Annotated in this window: 19 protein-coding genes; 11 read left to right on the top strand and 8 right to left on the bottom strand. The window is 46.7% G+C overall.

Annotated features, from left to right (window positions below; all coding sequences use genetic code 11):
* Window positions 1–83: 83 nt before the first annotated feature.
* From abc-f to AC2CGA_RS14865, 3 genes are all read right to left on the bottom strand, one after another.
* Window positions 84–1,712, bottom strand: coding sequence for a ribosomal protection-like ABC-F family protein (gene abc-f, locus AC2CGA_RS14875; RefSeq protein WP_024084944.1), 1,629 nt, complete (start codon window positions 1,710–1,712; stop codon window positions 84–86).
* A gap of 278 nt (window positions 1,713–1,990) precedes the next feature.
* On the bottom strand, window positions 1,991–2,518 hold the full coding sequence (locus AC2CGA_RS14870) for a GNAT family N-acetyltransferase (protein ID WP_024084945.1): 528 nt from the start codon (window positions 2,516–2,518) through the stop codon (window positions 1,991–1,993).
* Between the two features lie 118 nt (window positions 2,519–2,636).
* Window positions 2,637–3,494, bottom strand: coding sequence for a YitT family protein (locus AC2CGA_RS14865; RefSeq protein WP_003156057.1), 858 nt, complete (start codon window positions 3,492–3,494; stop codon window positions 2,637–2,639).
* 281 nt (window positions 3,495–3,775) lie between these two features.
* Between AC2CGA_RS14865 and AC2CGA_RS14860 the strand changes: the two genes are divergently transcribed.
* Window positions 3,776–4,909, top strand: a complete 1,134-nt coding sequence (locus AC2CGA_RS14860) for a glycerol dehydrogenase (protein ID WP_014304447.1) — start codon at window positions 3,776–3,778, stop codon at window positions 4,907–4,909.
* 146 nt (window positions 4,910–5,055) lie between these two features.
* Window positions 5,056–6,267 (top strand): Bcr/CflA family efflux MFS transporter, encoded by a 1,212-nt coding sequence (locus tag AC2CGA_RS14855; protein WP_003156055.1) that lies wholly within the window; start codon window positions 5,056–5,058, stop codon window positions 6,265–6,267.
* A 28-nt stretch (window positions 6,268–6,295) separates the two neighbouring features.
* On the opposite strand, the gene fabF is transcribed toward AC2CGA_RS14855, so the two are convergent.
* Window positions 6,296–7,531 carry a beta-ketoacyl-ACP synthase II gene (fabF, locus tag AC2CGA_RS14850; RefSeq protein ID WP_043866871.1) on the bottom strand — a complete coding sequence of 412 codons (1,236 nt, stop codon included), beginning with the start codon at window positions 7,529–7,531 and terminating at the stop codon, window positions 6,296–6,298.
* Window positions 7,532–7,639: 108 nt separating this feature from the next.
* Here fabF and AC2CGA_RS14845 point away from each other — a divergent pair, with 108 nt between their 5' ends.
* Complete coding sequence (locus AC2CGA_RS14845) at window positions 7,640–8,479, top strand: helix-turn-helix transcriptional regulator (RefSeq protein WP_003156053.1); 840 nt, start codon at window positions 7,640–7,642, stop codon at window positions 8,477–8,479.
* A gap of 41 nt (window positions 8,480–8,520) precedes the next feature.
* Here the strand turns inward: AC2CGA_RS14845 and AC2CGA_RS14840 are convergent, their stop codons facing one another.
* Both AC2CGA_RS14840 and AC2CGA_RS14835 read right to left on the bottom strand, forming a co-directional pair.
* Window positions 8,521–9,264, bottom strand: a complete 744-nt coding sequence (locus tag AC2CGA_RS14840; protein WP_003156052.1) for a sulfite exporter TauE/SafE family protein — start codon at window positions 9,262–9,264, stop codon at window positions 8,521–8,523.
* A gap of 158 nt (window positions 9,265–9,422) precedes the next feature.
* Window positions 9,423–9,881: a GNAT family N-acetyltransferase gene (locus AC2CGA_RS14835; protein ID WP_188155768.1), complete on the bottom strand. Its 459-nt coding sequence runs from the start codon at window positions 9,879–9,881 to the stop codon at window positions 9,423–9,425.
* 131 nt (window positions 9,882–10,012) lie between these two features.
* On the opposite strand from AC2CGA_RS14835, the gene AC2CGA_RS14830 reads away from it, so the two are divergent.
* The 4 genes from AC2CGA_RS14830 (at window position 10,013) to AC2CGA_RS14815 (ending at window position 13,511) form a co-directional block, all read left to right on the top strand.
* Window positions 10,013–10,834, top strand: a complete 822-nt coding sequence (locus AC2CGA_RS14830; RefSeq protein ID WP_024084947.1) for a MerR family transcriptional regulator — start codon at window positions 10,013–10,015, stop codon at window positions 10,832–10,834.
* 215 nt (window positions 10,835–11,049) lie between these two features.
* A complete protein-coding gene (locus AC2CGA_RS14825; RefSeq protein WP_025853708.1) occupies window positions 11,050–11,922 on the top strand; it encodes a DMT family transporter in 873 nt (290 codons plus the stop codon).
* Between the two features lie 153 nt (window positions 11,923–12,075).
* On the top strand, window positions 12,076–12,693 hold the full coding sequence (locus tag AC2CGA_RS14820) for an NUDIX hydrolase (RefSeq protein ID WP_024084949.1): 618 nt from the start codon (window positions 12,076–12,078) through the stop codon (window positions 12,691–12,693).
* Between the two features lie 35 nt (window positions 12,694–12,728).
* On the top strand, window positions 12,729–13,511 hold the full coding sequence (locus AC2CGA_RS14815) for a class I SAM-dependent methyltransferase (protein ID WP_024084950.1): 783 nt from the start codon (window positions 12,729–12,731) through the stop codon (window positions 13,509–13,511).
* Between the two features lie 46 nt (window positions 13,512–13,557).
* Here AC2CGA_RS14815 and AC2CGA_RS14810 read toward each other — a convergent pair whose 3' ends face one another.
* Window positions 13,558–14,616 (bottom strand): tartrate dehydrogenase, encoded by a 1,059-nt coding sequence (locus AC2CGA_RS14810; protein WP_024084951.1) that lies wholly within the window; start codon window positions 14,614–14,616, stop codon window positions 13,558–13,560.
* A 182-nt stretch (window positions 14,617–14,798) separates the two neighbouring features.
* On the opposite strand from AC2CGA_RS14810, the gene AC2CGA_RS14805 reads away from it, so the two are divergent.
* Entirely contained in the window at window positions 14,799–15,485 is a 687-nt protein-coding gene (locus AC2CGA_RS14805; RefSeq protein WP_060386780.1) for a GntR family transcriptional regulator, read from the top strand.
* A 140-nt stretch (window positions 15,486–15,625) separates the two neighbouring features.
* Complete coding sequence (locus AC2CGA_RS14800) at window positions 15,626–16,819, top strand: macrolide family glycosyltransferase (RefSeq protein WP_025853703.1); 1,194 nt, start codon at window positions 15,626–15,628, stop codon at window positions 16,817–16,819.
* A gap of 57 nt (window positions 16,820–16,876) precedes the next feature.
* Here AC2CGA_RS14800 and AC2CGA_RS14795 read toward each other — a convergent pair whose 3' ends face one another.
* Window positions 16,877–17,131, bottom strand: coding sequence for a hypothetical protein (locus AC2CGA_RS14795; protein WP_032857014.1), 255 nt, complete (start codon window positions 17,129–17,131; stop codon window positions 16,877–16,879).
* Between the two features lie 233 nt (window positions 17,132–17,364).
* Here AC2CGA_RS14795 and AC2CGA_RS14790 point away from each other — a divergent pair, with 233 nt between their 5' ends.
* Window positions 17,365–17,634 (top strand): hypothetical protein, encoded by a 270-nt coding sequence (locus AC2CGA_RS14790; protein ID WP_015388621.1) that lies wholly within the window; start codon window positions 17,365–17,367, stop codon window positions 17,632–17,634.
* A gap of 136 nt (window positions 17,635–17,770) precedes the next feature.
* A complete protein-coding gene (locus AC2CGA_RS14785; protein WP_032857015.1) occupies window positions 17,771–19,129 on the top strand; it encodes a serine hydrolase in 1,359 nt (452 codons plus the stop codon).
* Window positions 19,130–19,153: the final 24 nt, after the last annotated feature.

Below are 19,153 nucleotides of genomic sequence, written 5' to 3'. Positions count from 1 at the left end.
GTTGTACAAATCAGTTTGAAATTATTCTTCATAATACGTGAACTTTCCAAAACAAAACCCGTGACAATCACGGGTTTTTACATTCATTTCAACTTCTTGATTTCTTCCGTCAGCTCTTTGAACTTTTGATCAAGCTCACGATATTGTTTATCAGCCGGAGTCATGAAGCTGAGTTTTCCGAGGACTTCCTGCCGTTCGGTTTCAAGCTTTAATCGCAGTTCTTCAGCATCATCCCTGACGGAGGGAGATTCTTTCCATTGTTTTCGGACGCTGCCGTTTGAGATATCAAGCCGGATGTCCGTCGTCTTTTCGACAAAGTAACGATCATGCGATACGATGATGAGCGTTCCGTCGTATCGGGCCAAAGTGTCTTCAAGCTGCTCGCGTGACGGCAGATCAAGGTGGTTTGTCGGCTCATCCAGAATCAGCACATCTTTCTCCCCCAGAATAAACGCCATCAGCTTGCATTTGACCCGCTCTCCCATGCTCATCTTGCCGATGGGTTCCGTCCATTGCGCTGCGGTAAATCCTAAATGCTTCATGAGGGATTGAACATTTCCCCTTGCTTCGAACGTTTCTTTGTAAAAAAGCTGTTCGGGGGTTTTATCAAGCGGAAGGTCGAATACTTCCTGGGTTAAATAGCCGACGTTTGCAGACGGAGAAATCCATATGCCGCCCTGCGCTTTTTCCTGACCGAGGATGACCTTCAATAATGTTGTTTTCCCGCTGCCGTTCGGGCCTGTAATCGCGATCTTTTCACCGTGCATCACAGTGAAATTCACGTTTTTAAAAAGCGTTCGGCCTTCATATGACTTTGTGACATCACTTACTTCTAAAAAACGCTTTCCCGCTTTTTTGCGGTGCTCAATGGAAAAACGGACTTCATACTCCGCTTCAACCGGTTCTGCTTTCGCTTTTTCAAGCTCTTTTTCAAGACGCTTCTGCTTTGATTTAATCTGGGCGTCCGTGCGTTTTGCTTTTACGCGGTGATATTCTTTAAAGCCTTCTATTTTCGTTGATTGGGCGTGGGCTTTTTTTGACCAGGCGCTCAGCTCGTTCATTTGAGCTTCAATCCGTCTGATCATATGCTGCTGATTCTCATATTCCCGCTGCTGTGTCAGCCTTCTCTGTTTGCGGACCTCCATATAGCTTGAATAATTCCCTTTATGTTCAATGAGTTTCTTTCCTTCGATGGCCCAGATTTTTGTCGCCGCCGCATCTATAAAAGCACGATCATGTGAAACGAAAATAATGGTGCCTTTGTAATTCTTGATCTGATTCAGCAGTATTTCTAAACTGTGCTGATCGAGGTGGTTCGTCGGCTCATCTAATAACAAAAGGCCGCTTGAGGAGGAGAAACCTTTGGCAAGACGGGCTTTCAATTTTTCTCCGCCGCTTAATTGCGAAAAGGCGCGTGCGGGCACGTTCCACTTTTCTAACAAGGCTGCCTCCGCAGGCTCCGGATGGCCGGAATCATAAGCTTCCGTTTCTTGTTCCACCATATATATGTTCACATCTTGCATCATCTGGATCTGTCCTTGTGACGGCGCTTTTTTATTGCAGATCAATTGCAGCAATAAAGATTTGCCGGCGCCGTTTTTACCGATAACACCGATGATGTCGCCTTGCTGAACACTTGCGCTGATCTGTTCAAAAAGGGGAACGCTGTTGATTTCGTAACTGATGCCGCTTATTTTTAACATTTCTTTCATATGTCAATCCCTCGCTTTAAAGGGAGGACAAAAAAATCCTCCCAATTGATTTGGAAGGATTAGCCGTACCTGTGCGTGATCAAATAAGCTATTTTTACATAGCTTTCTCGTATCGTATAGAAAATGGGCAGACTAATCCTATTTTTTCTGATTTGAAATATTTGATTTCAAACGGTCAAAATAAGATTAGTTAATCATTGTCCACCCATCATCCCTTCGTATTTGTTACGAACAGTGTAGCACACACTTATCTGTAAAAGCAAAGGGTATAAGCCTTTTTATTCCAGATCGGAGGCTTCCCACTCTTCTTCTAAAACGGCATAATAATATTCATCCCACCATTCATTATCATGGGGGATGCATTTTTTAAACAAGCCTTCCCGCCTCATCCCGATCTTTTCCATCACCCGGTGCGAAGCCATGTTTTCCGGCTGACATGTCGCAATGATCCGGTGTAATTTCATCTTGTTAAACCCGAATGCCAGCACGGCGCGCGCCGCCTCTGAAGCATATCCTTTGCCATGGTATTCCGGGTGAAACACCCAGCCGATTTCATACGTATGATCGCCAAAATACTGAAAAAAAACAATGTGGCCAATGACCGTTTTCTCATCCTTCAATAAAACGGGAAACTTCCCGGCATGTTCACCGCTGTTTTCAGTAACGAATTTCCTGGCATCTTCTGCGGTAAAGACACCCTCTGGTATATATTTCATGACACTCGGATTCGAGGTGTACGCATAGACATCCTGCCAATCTTCCGGTTCAAATGTCCGAATGACGAGCCTTTCAGTTTTGATATTCATTTTTTTATGTTCCTCCATCAAAAAAGGTTTCATTTACTACTTCGATTGAAAGATGTAAAAAACCTTTGAGCGGGGAAGAGCCGAATAAAAAAAGCCTGCAGCTATACACTGCAGGCGGTTATTTTTCATTTGCGGCGGCGGGCAGGTTTGTAAACCCGAATTGCCCTCCGACAGCTTCTTTTACTTCATGAATAACGATAAATGATTTCGGATCAATTTTTTGAACATGTTTTTTGATTTTCAGCAATTCGTTCTTTTTAATGACAACATAGATAATGCGCTTGTCTTTGCTGCCGTAATACCCGTATCCGTAAAATATCGTCGCCGCGTTGCCGTACTCGGAGGTGATGGCTTTGGCGATTTCTTCGTATTGGTCAGACATAATGGTGAGGGCTTTTTTATTATGGAAACCCTCAATGACAATATCGACGATTTTGGCGCACAGATAAACGAATATAAACGTATACAGCATATGATTGATTCCGATCGCTAAAACGGATGCGAAAATGATGACACAATCCATATAAAACATGCTTTTGGAGATGTTAAAGCCCTTTGTGTAATTCAATAAATACGCCAAAAGCGTGGTCCCGCCGGTAGATCCGTCAGCGATAAAGATCAATGCCAGCCCCGCTCCCATCAGCAGAGCGCCGAATACAATCCCGAGCACCATGTCGTGCACGCCGAACGGAATAAAGCTGACGATGCTGAGAAAAACAGAAGTCATTCCCGTACCGAGTATCGTGTATAAAATCGTTTTTTTCGTTAAAAATTTATAAGCCAGCCCGATAAAAATCAAATTTACAACCAGAGTCGTAATACTTGCAGGTATATGGAAAAGATAATATAAAACGAGAGCGATTCCCACGGTGCTGCCGTCCCCTAAATGATTCGGGATGACGAAAAATTCCACGGACGCCGCGATAAGAAAGGCTCCGGCCATAATCATCAGTATATCCTTGCAAATGTTCTTCATGTGCAAACCTCCTCCGCAGTCAAAAATATATATAAAACAAAAACGCCTCAAAAATTATCCAGCAGAACTAAATAATTTTTAAGACGAATCATTCACAATCTCGTTTGTTCATTCAGTAAAGAATGATCAGCTTCAATATCGAAGATTATATAGACACCTTCACATCTTGTCAATGCCGTGAAAATTGATTTTCTGCAGTGTATATGAGGTTTAAACCAAGTTAAAACGAGGAATTATATCAGAAGAGTTTTCATTTCTGCTCTATCAATAAGAGAAATGTAATGAGAGACAACGAAGAAGGGATGATGACATTGGAACGAATTTTTATCAGTCCGGCCAAATACGTGCAGGGAAAAAACGCCATTGAAACGATCGGCGGACATCTGGAGGGCGTTGGTGAAAAAGCCGTCGTCATCGCGGACAAAACCGTATGGGATATCGCGGGCCACAAGGTGACGGCTGAATTAAAGAAAAGCAATATCTCTTCTGAAGAGGCGGTTTTCAACGGCGAAGCCTCCCAGGAAGAAATGAAAAGAATTGCCGGCATCGCAGAAAAAGCAGGGGCGACTATTGTCATCGGAGTCGGCGGCGGTAAAACGCTTGATACGGCCAAAGCCGTATCAGATGAAATAAACGGCTACACCGTTATCGTGCCGACGGCCGCTTCAACGGATGCTCCGACAAGCGGGCTGTCTGTCGTGTATTCTGAACAAGGCGCGTTCGAAAACTATCGTTTTTATCATAAGAATCCTGACTTAGTTCTTGTCGATACGAAAATCGTCGCGGAAGCTCCGCCGCGCTTTTTAGCATCAGGGATTGCCGATGCGATGGCGACGTGGATAGAGGCGCGCAGTGTCATCGCCAATGGCGGTAAAACGATGGCAGGCGGAATTCCGACAATCGCCGGAGAGGCTATCGCGGAAAAATGTGAAGCGGTATTATTCAAATACGGCCGTCTCGCTTATGAGTCTGTGAAAGCGAAAGCCGTTACGCCCGCATTGGAAGCGGTGGTTGAAGCCAATACACTTCTGAGCGGACTGGGATTTGAAAGCGGCGGCTTAGCTGCGGCACATGCCATTCATAACGGATTTACCGCGCTTGAAGGTGAAATCCATCACTTGACCCATGGTGAAAAAGTGGCATTCGGCACGCTCGTTCAATTGGCGCTGGAAAAACGTTCGCTTGAGGAAATTGAGCGGTATATCGCGTTTTATATCAGCTTGGGGCTGCCTGTCACACTTGAAGACATCAAATTGAAAGACGCATCTAAAGAGGACATTATGAAAGTGGCAGAAGCCGCGACGATTGAAGAAGAAACGATTCATGCCGCTTTTGACGTGACGGCTGACGACGTGGCGGACGCCATTATAGCGGCTGATCAATACGCAAAAGCATTTAAAGAAAAACACGCGTAAAACCTTTTACCGCGTGACCCGGAACCAAGGGCTGTTACAGCCCTTGGTTTTTTTTATGCCCTTTGAAAACTTTTAAAAATAAAGAAAAAATTATGATACAATATACAAATGTTTTGAGAGATTGACAAAGGAAAGGTGGGAACGATATGCTGCATAATCCGACCGGTAAGGAGCGGCTTGCGCTGGCTTTTCTTCTCGGAATGCTTGCGATACTGGGGCCGCTCAATATAGATATGTATCTGCCGAGTTTCCCTGAAATCGCCGAAGATTTAAGCGCCCGCGCTTCGCTTGTCCAGCTCAGTTTAACCGCTTGTCTGATCGGACTGACAATCGGACAGGTTGTTGTCGGCCCGTTAAGTGACGCGAAGGGAAGAAGAAAACCGTTATTGCTATGTATTTTTTTATTTGCTTTGTTTTCTCTGTTTTGCGCGCTTGCACCGAACATTTCAACACTGGTGATTGCCCGTTTTCTTCAAGGATTCACCGCTTCGGCGGGACTCGTTTTATCACGTGCAATCGTCAGAGATGTGTTTACGGGAAGAGAGCTTTCTAAATTTTTCTCGCTGCTGATGGTCATTACCGCCGTCGCGCCGATGGTGGCGCCGATGACGGGAGGCGCGATTTTATTGCTTCCGTTTGCATCATGGCATACGATTTTTCTGTTTTTAACCTTTATCGGGTTTTTGCTTGTTCTCATCATTGCGCTCAAGCTGACAGAAACCCTGCCGCCGGAAAAGCGGATTCCGAGCTCCATCGGAAATTCCGTGCGGACAATGGGAAGCCTGCTGAAGGATCGGTCATTTATCGGCTATGCGCTGACGGTCGGTTTTATTCACGGCGGGAGCTTTGCGTATGTCTCCGGAACGCCTTTCGTGTATCAGGATATTTACGGAGTATCGCCTCAGGTATTCAGTGTTTTATTCGGCATAAACGGTCTGGCGATCATTACCGGAAGCTTTATCATCGGCCGTTTCGGCGGGATCATTCACGAAAAAAGCCTGCTGAAAATCGGCGTGATTACAGCGATGACGGCGACTGCCGTTCTGCTCGTCATGACGATCATTCACGGACCGCTGGCGGCACTGGTGATTTCCATTTTTATTTATATGATTACGATCGGCATGACGCTGACAAGCACCTTTACATTGGCGATGGAAAAGCAGGGACACCGCGCGGGAAGCGCAAGCGCACTGCTCGGCATGCTTCCGCTTCTTCTCGGTTCCATCGTGTCGCCGCTTGTGGGGATGAATGAAGCGACGGCCGTGCCGATGGGGGCAATTATGTTCACGACATCCGTTATCGGTTCCATCGCTTTTTTCGCCTTAACAACAAAACCGGAGAAAGCAAAAAAGGAGTGAAATGATTCACTCCTTTTTTTGATGCCCGCTATTCATATTTCTTCAGCACGATCGCCGAATTATGTCCGCCAAAGCCGAATGAGTTGGAAAGGCCGATCGTTAACGATTGATGGCGGGGCCCGTCTGACACATAGTCCAAATCACATGCCGAATCAGGGTGCTGCAGATTGATCGTCGGCGGGATGATGCCGTGTCTCAGGCTTTCTGTCAGAGCGATGGCTTCAACGCCGCCTGCCGCGCCAAGCATGTGGCCGAGCATTGATTTGTTGGCCGTAACCGGAATGTCATACGCAAGCTCCCCGAATAATGTTTTGATTGCCAATGTTTCAGAAAGATCTCCGGCTTTTGTGCTTGTCGCGTGGGCGCTTACGACATCAATGTCTTCCGCTGAAACGTTCGCCTTTTTCAAAGCATTTTTCATCGCCAGGTATGCGCCCGTCCCTTCCGGATGGGAGGCCACCATATGATACGCGTCAGAGCTTGCGCCGTAGCCGAGCACCTCACAGAGGATCGGGGCGTTTCTGCCGATTGCGCTATCCAATGATTCCAATACTAAGATGCCCGCGCCTTCACTCATGACAAACCCATCGCGATCAGCGTCAAACGGCCGGCTTGCCGCGGCGGGGTCTTCGTTTCTCGCTGACAGCGCGTGGGCATTGCCGAAGCTGGCTAATGACAAATTCGTAATCGCCGCTTCCGCTCCCCCGGCAAACATAATATCTGCGTCATCATTCCGAATGGCGTTGAATGCTTCCCCGATCGACGTATTGCCGATGGAACACGCGGTGACGGGAGAAAGTGAGGGGCCGAGCGCGCCTAATCTGATGCTGATTTGAGCGGCGGCCGCGTTTGAGATCATCATGGGGACAAGGCTCGGGCTCACTTTTCGCGCTCCCCGTTCATTTAAAGTATGAACGTTATCAATCAAAGTCGTGATGCCGCCGATTCCAGAGCCGACGTACACGCCGAGGCGTTCACGGTCAATCTGATCGAGCTGAATCCCGGAGCTTTCAAGCGCCTGTTCCGCTGCCGCTAAAGCAAACTGGCTGAAACGGTCAAGCCGTCTCGCTTCTTTTCTGCCCCATCTTTCTTCTGCGTCAAAATCACGGACGGTGCCGGCTATTTTTGTCTTGGAGCCGGAGACATCAAACGAATCGATGAGAGAGATTCCCGATGTTCCTTCCGTCAGGTGTTTCCAAAATGTATGCACATCATTGCCGAGAGGTGAAATCACTCCCATTCCGGTGATCACAACTCTTTTCATGGTCATTCCTCCTTCGGTATGTATTTATTGTAACTCGCAATTATCCTATTACAAGTTGTTGATTATCCTAGTATAATGAATACCAGGGTAAGAGAGGAGAGATTCGGTATGATACCAGAAGGAAGATTGCAGGCGCTCTCAGAGTTTTTAAAAACGCAGCGGGCCAAAATTTCTCCGCAGATGGCCGGGCTGCCGATGGGCACACGGAGAAGAACGCCCGGGCTCCGAAGAGAAGAGGTCGCGCAATTAGCAGGCGTAAGCACCACGTGGTATACGTGGCTGGAGCAGGGCAGAGACATTAAAGTGTCCGCAGCCGTATTGGACGCGGTTTCCGATGCGCTGCAGCTCAACAAAGATGAGAGAAATTATTTATACGCGCTTGCCATTGAGGAGGGCGTGAAGCAGCCGTTTGCCGCGGAGGAAGAAGCGGTTATCAGCCCGTCGCTTTCAAAAATCCTGCATGAGCTCCGTTATTGTCCCACCATTATCTCGGACAGGCGCTGTCATATCGTGGGATGGAATCAGGCCGCGGCTCACGTGTTTTTAGATTTTGAACAAATTCCTCCTGAAAAACGGAATCTCATAGAGCTATTGTTTTCCAGAAAAGAATTAAGAAGTTTAGCCGTGAACTGGGAGCACTTTGTGAAAGGATTCATCGCCATTTTCAGAACGTATTACGGCCAGTATGTAGCTGATACGTGGTATTCTCAGTTTATAGAAGAAATGGAGAAAACGTATTCGGAATTTCATACGCTGTGGAATGAGAGCGAAGTCAGCTCGGCACCCGAAGTATTAATTGAGTTCCGCCACGCGAAGGCGGGAAAAATGGTCTTTAACCTGACTTCATTTCAGGTTCAGGGCAACAGTGATCTGCGCTGCAGTGTGTATACGCCGGTAGATCATACCGAAACGGAAGCAAAGCTGAAAAAGCTCTTCGAAAACAGGTGAAGAACAGAAAAAAACGGGATGCGGCCGCCTCCCGTTTCAGTTTAAAATAAAAGCATGAGACCGGCGATGGCCGGTGTTAAAAAGATGGCTGATTTCAGAATGACTTTCGGCACGTGGTTGGTGAATTTCGCTCCGACATATGCGCCGCACATCGTGCCGATCAGCACTTTGACCAACAGTATATAATCGACAAATCCTTCCGTCACATAACCGAGTCCTCCGCCGACCGCAAGCGGGATAATGACAAGCATGGTGGTGCCGACCGACTGGCGGATGGATAAGCGCAAAAGAATCATTAAGCCGATCTGGATGAAAGGGGCAGAGCCGATCCCGAACGTTCCGGACAAGATTCCTGCGATGATACCGAGTACAACGGCTTTCACCCATATGTTCAGATTGCTTTGCCGTCCGGAATCTTCATGTGTTTCTTTTACAATAAATAACCGGACTAAAATAAGCAGAGCGGATAAAAACAGCATGCCCGCCGTCAAGTAATGCAGCAAATCTGCAGGGATAAGGGAAGTAAGCCTTGCCCCGAAAAACGAACCGAATGCCGCAAAAACGCCGACGATGAGGCCGATTTTCATCTGAATATTGCCTTCACGGTAGTGGCTGAAAGCCCCCGATAAACTTGTGAAAGCCATTCCGGCGAGGGAGGTGCCCAAAGCCGTATGAATCGGTACGTGAAACAGTATAGTTAAAAGTGCAATGACAAAACCGGCTCCCCCCGCGCCGATAAACCCTAGAATAATCCCGAGAAGGAACATAACGAGTATAATAAGCACAATCTTCTCCTCCATTTAGATGCCTGATCACCATGTTCAGATCCGCTTTATCAGGTTTTTAACAATCGATCGTCGTCCGTCGACCGTCGTCCATTATCTTTATGTTACCTCAAATTTGAGGGATTGGCAAGAAGCCGAATCGCTTTTATACAGAGGGTTTACAGCTCTTTCACCATCACTTTTTCCCCGTTTGAGTCCAGCTCTCCATTGAATAAGAAGCCGAATTTTTGATAAAGCCGCAATGCGTGCACGTTATCTTCAAACAGACTTAAATAAATCCGTCTGCACTCATATATTCGAACGAGATGGCGGATAAGAGCATCAAGCAACAGCCTGCCCAATCCACGTCCCTGATAACGTTCATCAATAAAAAAACGGTCAAGCCACACTCTGCCGTTTTCATTTTCCTCATCATATTCCGGAAACCATCCGTACATGGCAAAGCCGACCAATTCCCCGTTAACATAAAGACCGGCCGGCTGATAATGCCGGCAATCCTCAGCATCTTGTAAGCACTCTTCCGCGGTTTCAATAAATGAAGTCTGGCTTTCCCTTACATGAAGCGCCAGTAAATCGGCACGGTTTTCTTCCGTGACTGCTCTGATTTCAATCGTCATACTTGATACTCCTCTTCTGCTTTTTCTGAGACGGTAAAGCTTTCATTGCGTAAGCCATTTGTGAATCAGCCTTCTCTCGGATACAATGATCATCATAAAGGATATGGTTACCGTATAGTCAAGGAGGCATTATGAGCGAAGACGTCAGAAAATACTTCACAACGGGTGAATTTGCAAAACTGTGCCACGTAAAAAAACAAACCCTGTTTCATTATGACGAGATCGGCCTGCTTTCTCCGGAAATCAAAAAAGCGAACGGATACAGATACTATTCCTATCATCAATTCGAACTGTTCCAGGTTATCGGTCTGTTTAAGGAGGTCGGCGTGCCCTTGAAGCAGATCAAACCGCTCTTAACAGACAAAACCCCTGAGGGTATCATCACGCTTTTAAAAGAGAAATCATCAGAAATCGAAAGCAAAATCAAAAAGCTGGAGCACCTGCAAAGAATGATTCAGACAAAGGTGAAGCTGACCGAACAAGCTTTGGAGACAGACTTCTCCTCCGTCTCATTGCAGCGATTAGATGAAGAGACACTTATGATAGGACGACCCGTACTCCATTTGCCAGAACGGCAATACACTGCGGCCATTTCCGAATTGATCCGCTATATGCGGGTACATGAACTCGATCAGGGGCATCCGGTCGGCGGACTGTTTGCGCGGGAGCAGATTCTGAAAAAAGAATTCTACAACTACACCCATTTTTATATGAAGACAGAAGAAGGCATAGAGAATAATGACCTCCATATCAAGCCGAAAGGGCTTTATGCCGTCGGGTACCAAATAGGGGATGAAGCGGAAGCGGCTTACCGCAGCATCATGCAGTTTATTGAAGAGTATGGGCTGGAAATGGGCGATTATGCATATGAAGAATATTTGCTTGATGAGGTTGTGGCGGACGGGTTTGACAATCAGATCACAAGAATCCAGCTGCAAGTCCGCAATCGATAAAGCCGATGCCGCCGTTCGTTTACGTCTTCTGACAAACCTTGTATAATGAGAAAAATCAGATTGCAATTGAGGTGAAAAACGATATGTTTCTAGCGCCCTTATTTGAACATGATGTACCGGCAGCACTTCTCCGCCCTTAATGGAGGAAAGTGACTGCGCTTCTCTCCGTTAGGGCATATGACGTGACCTAATATGATAACGGAGGGTGCATCAAATTGAAAAATACATTGTTCGGTTCGATTTATTTGGCATTGGCCGCCAGTATCTGGGGCGGTATGTATGTCGTCGTTAAAGTAGTGGTAGCGGTCATTCCGCCGCTTGAACTGGTATGGCTGAGATATGCGGTGGCGCTTTTTTCGCTTTTGATTCTCAGTTTATTTACACGCCAATCCTGGAAAGTTCATAAACGTGATTTATTACTGATCGCTGCGATCGGATTGATCGGCAACACGATTTCGATCGTCACGCAGGAAATCGGCACGAAATTATCAACCGCGCAGATGGGTGCGATTATTACGGCATCCACTCCCGCATTTATGGTTGTATTTGCCCGGCTGATTTTGAAAGAACGGTTAACGCTGAAAAAAGGAATATCGACAGGGCTGGCGACGATCGGAGTATTGCTCATTGTGGGGAACGGAGATCTCAATATGTCGAGCCAGTTCGGCGGTCTCTCGCTTCTGGCTGCGGCGCTGACATGGGCTTTGATGTCCGTGCTGATGAAACGGGTTCCCGGCCATTACTCACCGCTTGTCGTCACAACGTATTCCATTTGCGTCGCATTTGTCATCCTGACCCCGTTTACAGCGGGCCCGCTTCGGGAGATTCCTTTGTCTCAGCTTGCCCGGCCTGAGATATGGGGCGGACTTTTATATCTGGGTGTGATCTCAACCGCCTGCGCGTTCATGCTTTGGAATCGCGGATTACAATTGCTGAATGCGGCAAGCGGCGGTCTGTTTTTCTTCTTTCAGCCGCTTTCCGGGACATTGCTCGGCTGGCTGCTGCTGGGAGAGACGATCGGAGGAACCTTCTGGATCGGGGCGGCCCTTATTGTTTCAGGCGTCGTTCTCGTCATGAAAGAAAAATAGAAAATGAAAAAAAGCCATTCAGCAAATGAATGGCTTTTTCTGATTTCCCGGCAGGATTCGCTCCGCCATAAACAGAAAACAAGGAGCAGAAACGGGGTACTCTCAAGGTGCAATTCGGGTTTCGTTTAATTAACATAACGGGCGGTGGAAAAAATGGAGCCAAAATGGCTTGAATGGGCAAAACAGCTTCAATCCGCGGCGCAAGCGGGGCTGGCTTATTCCAAAGACATATATGATATTGAGAGATTTGAAGAAATAAGAAAAATAAGCGTGGATATCATGGCGCAACATACCGGCATCGACAAAAGCATCATCAAAGACGTATTCGCCGGTGACACGGGCTATCCCACTCCGAAAGTTGATATCAGAGCGGCAGTTTTTAAAGATCAGAGCATATTAATGGTAAGAGAGAAAAGCGACGGCAGATGGGCGCTGCCGGGCGGATGGGCTGATATCGGGATTTCACCGGGCGAGACCGCTGTCAAAGAAGTAAAAGAGGAGTCGGGAATCGACGTAAAGCCCGTTAAACTGTTAGCTGTAATGGATAAGAAATGCCATTCCCACCCGCCGTCCGCCGCCCACGTTTACAAAGTGTTTATCCGATGCGAGATCATCGGCGGCCGGCTCAGGGAGGGAACGGAAACAAGCGCGGCCGGCTTTTTTGCGGAAACGGAACTGCCGCTGCTATCTGAAGCCCGCAATACGGAAAGTCAGATTAAAAAGATGTTCGCATATCTCAAACATCCGGACGAACCCGTTTATTTTGATTAAGGCAGCAAGCAGAAAGAAAAGGGGGCCCAAGTATAATGGAGGATTCAATTAAACAGCAGGCGCAGCGGCAATTTGCTAAAAACGCCGCGAAATATGTAACTAGTCCCGGATACGCCGCAGGAGAGGATTTGGCATATCTCATTTCAGCTTCCGGTGCCGAAAAGCATATGGACGTGCTGGATATCGCGACGGGAGGCGGACATACGGCTAACGCTCTCGCTCCTCTCGTACGCTCTGTTATCGCATATGACCTCACGGAAGAAATGTTAGCAGCCGCTGAAGCATTTATAACCGGAAACGGATGGACGAACGTGTCATTCGAAAAAGGCGATGCTGAAAAGATGCCGTTTTCCGATGCTGCTTTCGATATCGTCACATGCAGAATCGCGGCGCATCATTTTCCCGATGTCAGAGCCTTTGTTCATGAAGCGTTTCGGGTTGTCAAACCGGGCGGCAGACTGCTTCTCATTGACAATACCGCACCTGAAAAGGATGAATATGACCATTTTTATAATGACATTGAAAAGAAACGGGATCAGAGCCACTTTCGGGCGTGGAAAAAAACAGAATGGCTTCGTTTTCTGGAGACAGCCGGCTTCCGGATTGAATCCGCTGTCTGCTTTTTGAAACCATTTCAATTTACCGTCTGGTGTGAACGGGCAAGCCTGACTGAAGAGAAAGCCGCATTACTGGAAAAACAGATGCTGGATGCTCCTTGTGATATACAGCGGTTTTTTTCTGTAGAAAAGGATCAATCAGGCCGTATTGCGGGCTTCACAGGTGAATCGGCCTGTTTCTGCGCGCTCCGTCCCGTCTGAGACGAAAAAACCGCTGTGCAGTTTTCCTGCCCGCGGTTTTTTCGTATTATCTGTTCTTGATTTGAGAAATAATAGCGGAAGTGACATCTTCCGTTGAATGTTTTCCGCCGGCATCAGGAGTCAGAATACCGCTGTTTGTGACCGTTTCAATAGATTGTAAGAGGAGATGGCCCAGTTCCTCTTCTCCGAATGAATCGAGCATTAATTTCGCCGTCCATATTTGGCCGATAGGATTGGCTATTCCTTTTCCGACAATATCCGGGGCGGAGCCGTGAACAGGCTCAAACATGGAAGGATATTTGCCGTTTACATTGATGTTGGCTGCGGGAGCGATTCCGACGCTTCCCATAATCGCCGCGCCGATATCTGTCAGCACATCTCCGAACAGATTCGAAGCGACAATGACATCAAAGCGTTCGGGCTGCGTGACAAAGAAGGCCGCCAGTGCATCGATGTGCTGGGAATCCGTCTCGATCCCGGCGTACTCCCGGCTGACCTCTTTAAAGATGTCATCCCAGAACGGCATCGAGTGAACAATACCGTTTGATTTCGTCGCGCTTGTGACGTGTTTCCGCCGACTTGCCGCCAGTTCGAAAGCATACCGCATCACTCTTTCTGTACCCCGGCGGGAAAAGACCGCGTTTTGTATGGCGATTTCGTCCTCACCCTGATAAATTCTGCCGCCGACAGAGCTGTACTCGCCCTCACTGTTTTCGCGGACGACTATCAGATCAAAATCTTTCGGGTTTACGAGGGGGGAAGTGATTCCCGGCAGGAGCTTCGCCGGCCGTACATTAATCACCTGTTCAAATTCCCGGCGTATCTTGATGAGCAGCCCCCACAGCGAAACATGATCGGGGACGAGTTTTTGATTCCCCACCGCTCCCAAAAACAAAGCATCAAAGTGCTGTAACGTTTCTAATCCATCATCCGGCATCATAGTCCCGTGCTCCAAGTAATACTCGCAGCTCCACGGAAATGAAGTGAAATCAAAGGCAATGCCTCCATGTAATTCGGCGATCGCGTTCAACACCCGCTCCGCTTGCGGAACGACTTCTTTCCCCACACCGTCCCCCGGTATGCTGGCAATCTTGTATGTTTTCATGTTTCCGTCACCTCTGAATGAATTGTTTTCGGTTTACGGAAGACCGTCGACCGTCGTTCGCTATAATTCCATATTACGCCACCTCCGTTATGCTGACAAGCTCTGGAATGTTGCTTCCATAGATAAACTGTTATATGATCTTGGTAACAATAAGGCCTAAATTGTATGAAGAGGTAGGAAAGATGGATAATTTTAAATTAGATAAGCCAATCCCGTATTATCTGCAGTTTTATTCCCAATTGAAAAAAATGATATTTGACGGGATTTTTAAACCGGGTGAACGGCTGAATGAGACTCAGCTGGCGAAGGATTTCGGAGTCAGCCGGTCGCCGGTCAGAGAAGCCATGCGGCTCCTTGAAAAGGACGGGCTTCTGACGGCAGACGATCGAAACGGCTTTGTCATTTATTCTTTGTCCGTTAAGGATGTTGAAGAGATTTATCAAATCAGAATGTCACTTGAATCATTGGCGGTCGAACTGGTTATTGATGAAGCGGCTGAGAGTGAAATTGACCTCATTGAAAAACAGCTGCGGGAGACGGAAGAAGCCATCAATAAAGGCGTCAAAGAGACTGAGATTATTTCCTTAAACGAGTCGTTTCATCGGCTCCTTGTGGATTTCAGCCGCAACAGCCGGCTGGCCATGCTGCTTGAGCATGTCAATGTGCTGATTCATTTTTGCAGAGTTCTTAATTTTAAAGGAGATGACCGTGCGGAGGTTATCCTGCATGAGCACCGGAAAGTCTTTGAAGAAATAAAAAAGGGCGATAAAACAAAAGCCGTGCAATATATGACGGAGCATCTCAAGCATGATGAAGAACATCTGAAAGGTGTGCTCAAAGCGGGTGAAACAGACGAATCATCACGATAGACAAGGTGAAAAGCCTTGTCTTTTTTTGCCGATGTCATCGAACCGTCATAAAGACCTGACGAATGTTCCTTGCATGATTTTTTCCGCGTCATTTATGATGGGTATGGAAGAGACGCAAAAAAGGCAAAGGAGTTTGAAAAATGGCGAAACATATTCTGATGATCAATTTTCCCGCAGAAGGACACGTAAACCCGACTTTGGGTATGACAAAGGCCTTCAGCGAACGGGGCGATCACGTTCATTATATCTCAACGGAAAAATACAAAAGCAGACTGGAAGGAGTAGGAGCGAAAGTTCATCTTCATAGCGATCTGCTCAGAATGACACCCATTGATCCCGGCAGTCCGTCCGGCATACTTGCATTTTTAAAGGTTCATATCAAAACGTCACTGGAGATTTTACATATTGTGCAGCGGCTGGCAGAGGACATTCAATTCGACGCCGTCTATTATGATAAATTCGGTGCGGGAGAGCTGGTGCGGGATTATCTCAACATTCCCGGCATCTCTTCTTCAGCATCCTTCCTGTTCAATGAAGACCGTCTGAAAATACTGCCGCTCCATCCGGAATCGGGCGTGCCGTTTCAGCCGGACAGGGAATGTGAAGAGCTGTTGGCGGAGATGAAAGACAAATACGGTGTCGCCCCTGACAGCATGGTTCAATTTATGAACAACACAGGTGAATTGAACGTCGTCTATACAAGCAGATATTTTCAGCCCGAAAGTGAGACATTCGGAGATGAGTATTTATTTATCGGTCCGAGTTTTCCGAAGAGAAAAGGGCGCGTCGACTTCCCGATTGACTCATTAAAGAATGAAAAAGTCATTTATATCTCAATGGGGACGGTGCTCGGGGACACGGAAGCGTTTTTCAATCTGTGCATAGACGCGTTCTCAGATTTTGAAGGAAAAGTAGTCATTGCCGCCGGGGAAAAAGCCGATCTGTCGAAAATCAAACAGGCGCCGGAAAACTTTATCATCGCCCCGTACGTGCCGCAGCTTGAAGTGCTGGAGCAGGCCGACGTGTTTGTCACGCATGGCGGAATGAACAGTGTAAATGAAGGCATTCATTATCAAGTGCCGCTGGTCGTTATTCCGCATGATAAAGACCAGCCGATGGTTGCGCGCCGCCTGACTGAATTGGATGCAGGCTGTACAGTGCAAAAAGATGAAGTGAGCGCTGAAAAGGTAAAGCTTGCCGCGGAAGAAGTGCTGCATAACGGAAAATACAAACAAGGCATTCAAGCCATTAATGAAAGCTTTAAAGAATGTATGGACATGAAGGATGTTCTGGCCCGGATCGACCGGTTTATTGAACAAAAACATGCTCAATAATACATGGAAAAAGCCTGTTTCCTCTGCCAAAGGGAAACAGGCTTTTTATAATGGCTTTTAGATGATGTGATGTTCTTCATTTGCAAGTTTCACAAGAGTCAGAAGAGATTCTGCCTCATGTGCGTTGAGTGTTTTTGCCAGACGGTCTTTTTCAAAGATCTGCTGGCCGAAGACATTCACTGACGCCTGGTCAACCGCCGTGTGCCAGTTCTTTTGTGAATGATTCTCGGAAAAAGAGAAAACAAACACGGCAAAGACCGCTATAAGCATCGCCATGACCCAAAATTTTTGCCGTTTTCCTGCTGCTGACATAGGCCGCCTCCTAACGTTCATTTTACTGGTATTAGATCATATATGAGCTGTTTTTCATAGAGTAAAGAAGTCATTATTTCAGGTAGTCCAAATGAAACGGAGCACAGCCGAAAGCCCGCCGGTCAGGCCGATGAGCCAATTCATATTTTGTTCATATTTTATTAAAAGTTTATCCAAGCCTGTCCTTTACAGTGGATATAACCATAAAACGCTGCTGAAAGGGGCCTTGAAAAATGCATATTCATATGATCAACAAAAACCAGTTTGAGAGTGACTTGGAGGCGGCCGGCTTCATCCGTCAGGCAGATGATATTATCGGCAAAATGAAAGAATACGTAACGGAATACGCCGCTTCATCCGAACGGTTTCTGATTGAAATTCAAACCGTCATGAACGAATACAAAGCCGTCGTCTGTGCGATGTTTTCGACTATGGAAATTGCCGGCGCAAAAAAAGACGAGAAGCATGTTGAGTTCGAAGCCTGCACAGTGTTGTGCGAATAAAAGACCTTCATTAAACCTCCGCGGCTGCCTGAACGGCAGTTTACTGACTGGTGTTCCGGGAAGGAAAAATATTGAAACTTCTAAAGCGGCTGTTCGTATAAAAGAGTAAATCAGCTTGTATATGGAGGTTCGTGAAATGAACGATAAGAAAAAACAAGCTTTTGAACAGCTTTTCAGCACTTTAGACGAAAGACATGAAATAAACGGAGCTGTATTGGCAGCGGAAAACGGCCGCATCTTATATCAGGGTTCATTCGGCGCTGCGGAACTGAAAACAAAGAGGATGCTGAATGACCAATCGGTCTTTGAATTGGCCTCAGTATCGAAGCCGTTTACAGCTTTAGGCGTTATCATTTTAGAGCAGCAAGGGAAGCTGCGTTATGACGATATGATAGAGCCGTGGCTTCCTGATTTTCCTTATCCGGGCATTACCATTCGGCATTTACTCCATCATACGTCAGGATTGCCGGACTATATGGAGTTATTTTTAACACATTGGGACCGGGACAGAATTGCCGTTAATCAAGATGTGATCGATATGCTTAAGCAGCATAAACCGGATGCTTATTTCCCGCCGGGCAAGGAGTGGCTATACAGTAATACGGGGTATGCGGTGTTAGCGGTTATTATAGAAATTGTATCAGGCATGAGTTTTGCTGAATTTATGAAACAAGCCGTATTTCATCCGCTTCGTATGCACGATACGCGGATTTATAACAGAAGGCTGAGTAAAGAAAACATTCCAAACTATGCATATGGCTATGTGTATGATGTTCATTCCGGAGAATATGTGCTGCCGGATGAACTTGAGGAAACCGATTATGTCGTCTTTCTTGACGGGATTCAAGGTGACGGAACCGTTAACTCCACTATTAGAGATTTATATCTGTTTGATCAGGCTCTTTATAAGGAAGAAATCATCGGCAAAGAGTCTAAAGATCAAGCGTTTACACCGGGCTATTGGAATGAAGAAGAGCAATTCGGATACGGATTTGGCTGGATGATTCAAAACAGCGCCCAAAAAGGGAAGGTTATCAGTCACGACGGAGGCTGGCCGGGCTATTCAACTCTGATGATCCGGTATATTGACCAGAACAAAACACTGATTTATCTCAGCAATATGGAACAATCGTATCAATTTGAACAAGCTGTGATTGCCGCGGCCGTAAACATCTTATTTGATCAGCCGTACGTGATTCCGAAACGTCCGGCGGATCAGAAAAAAGCAGATATCGATCCTGCGATTTACAGCAGATTTACCGGCAATTACTCATTTCAGGATGACACACATGCATCGGTGACGGTAAAAGAAAACCGATTGTATCTTGCAATAGACGGGCAGACACCATTCGAATTATTCCCAATGACGGAAACCCGTTATTTTGTCAGGGCGCTGCCGCTTGAAATTGAATTTACAGGTGATAAAGCACAAACTGCCCCGCATTTCGTTTTATATCAGGACGGCACAGAAGAAACGGCTTTGCGGATAGACTGACTGACATGCAAAACAAAACCGCCG

This window comes from Bacillus sp. SYZHCR11, assembly GCF_057196865.1.
This window is presented reverse-complemented; position numbering and strand designations above follow the sequence as displayed.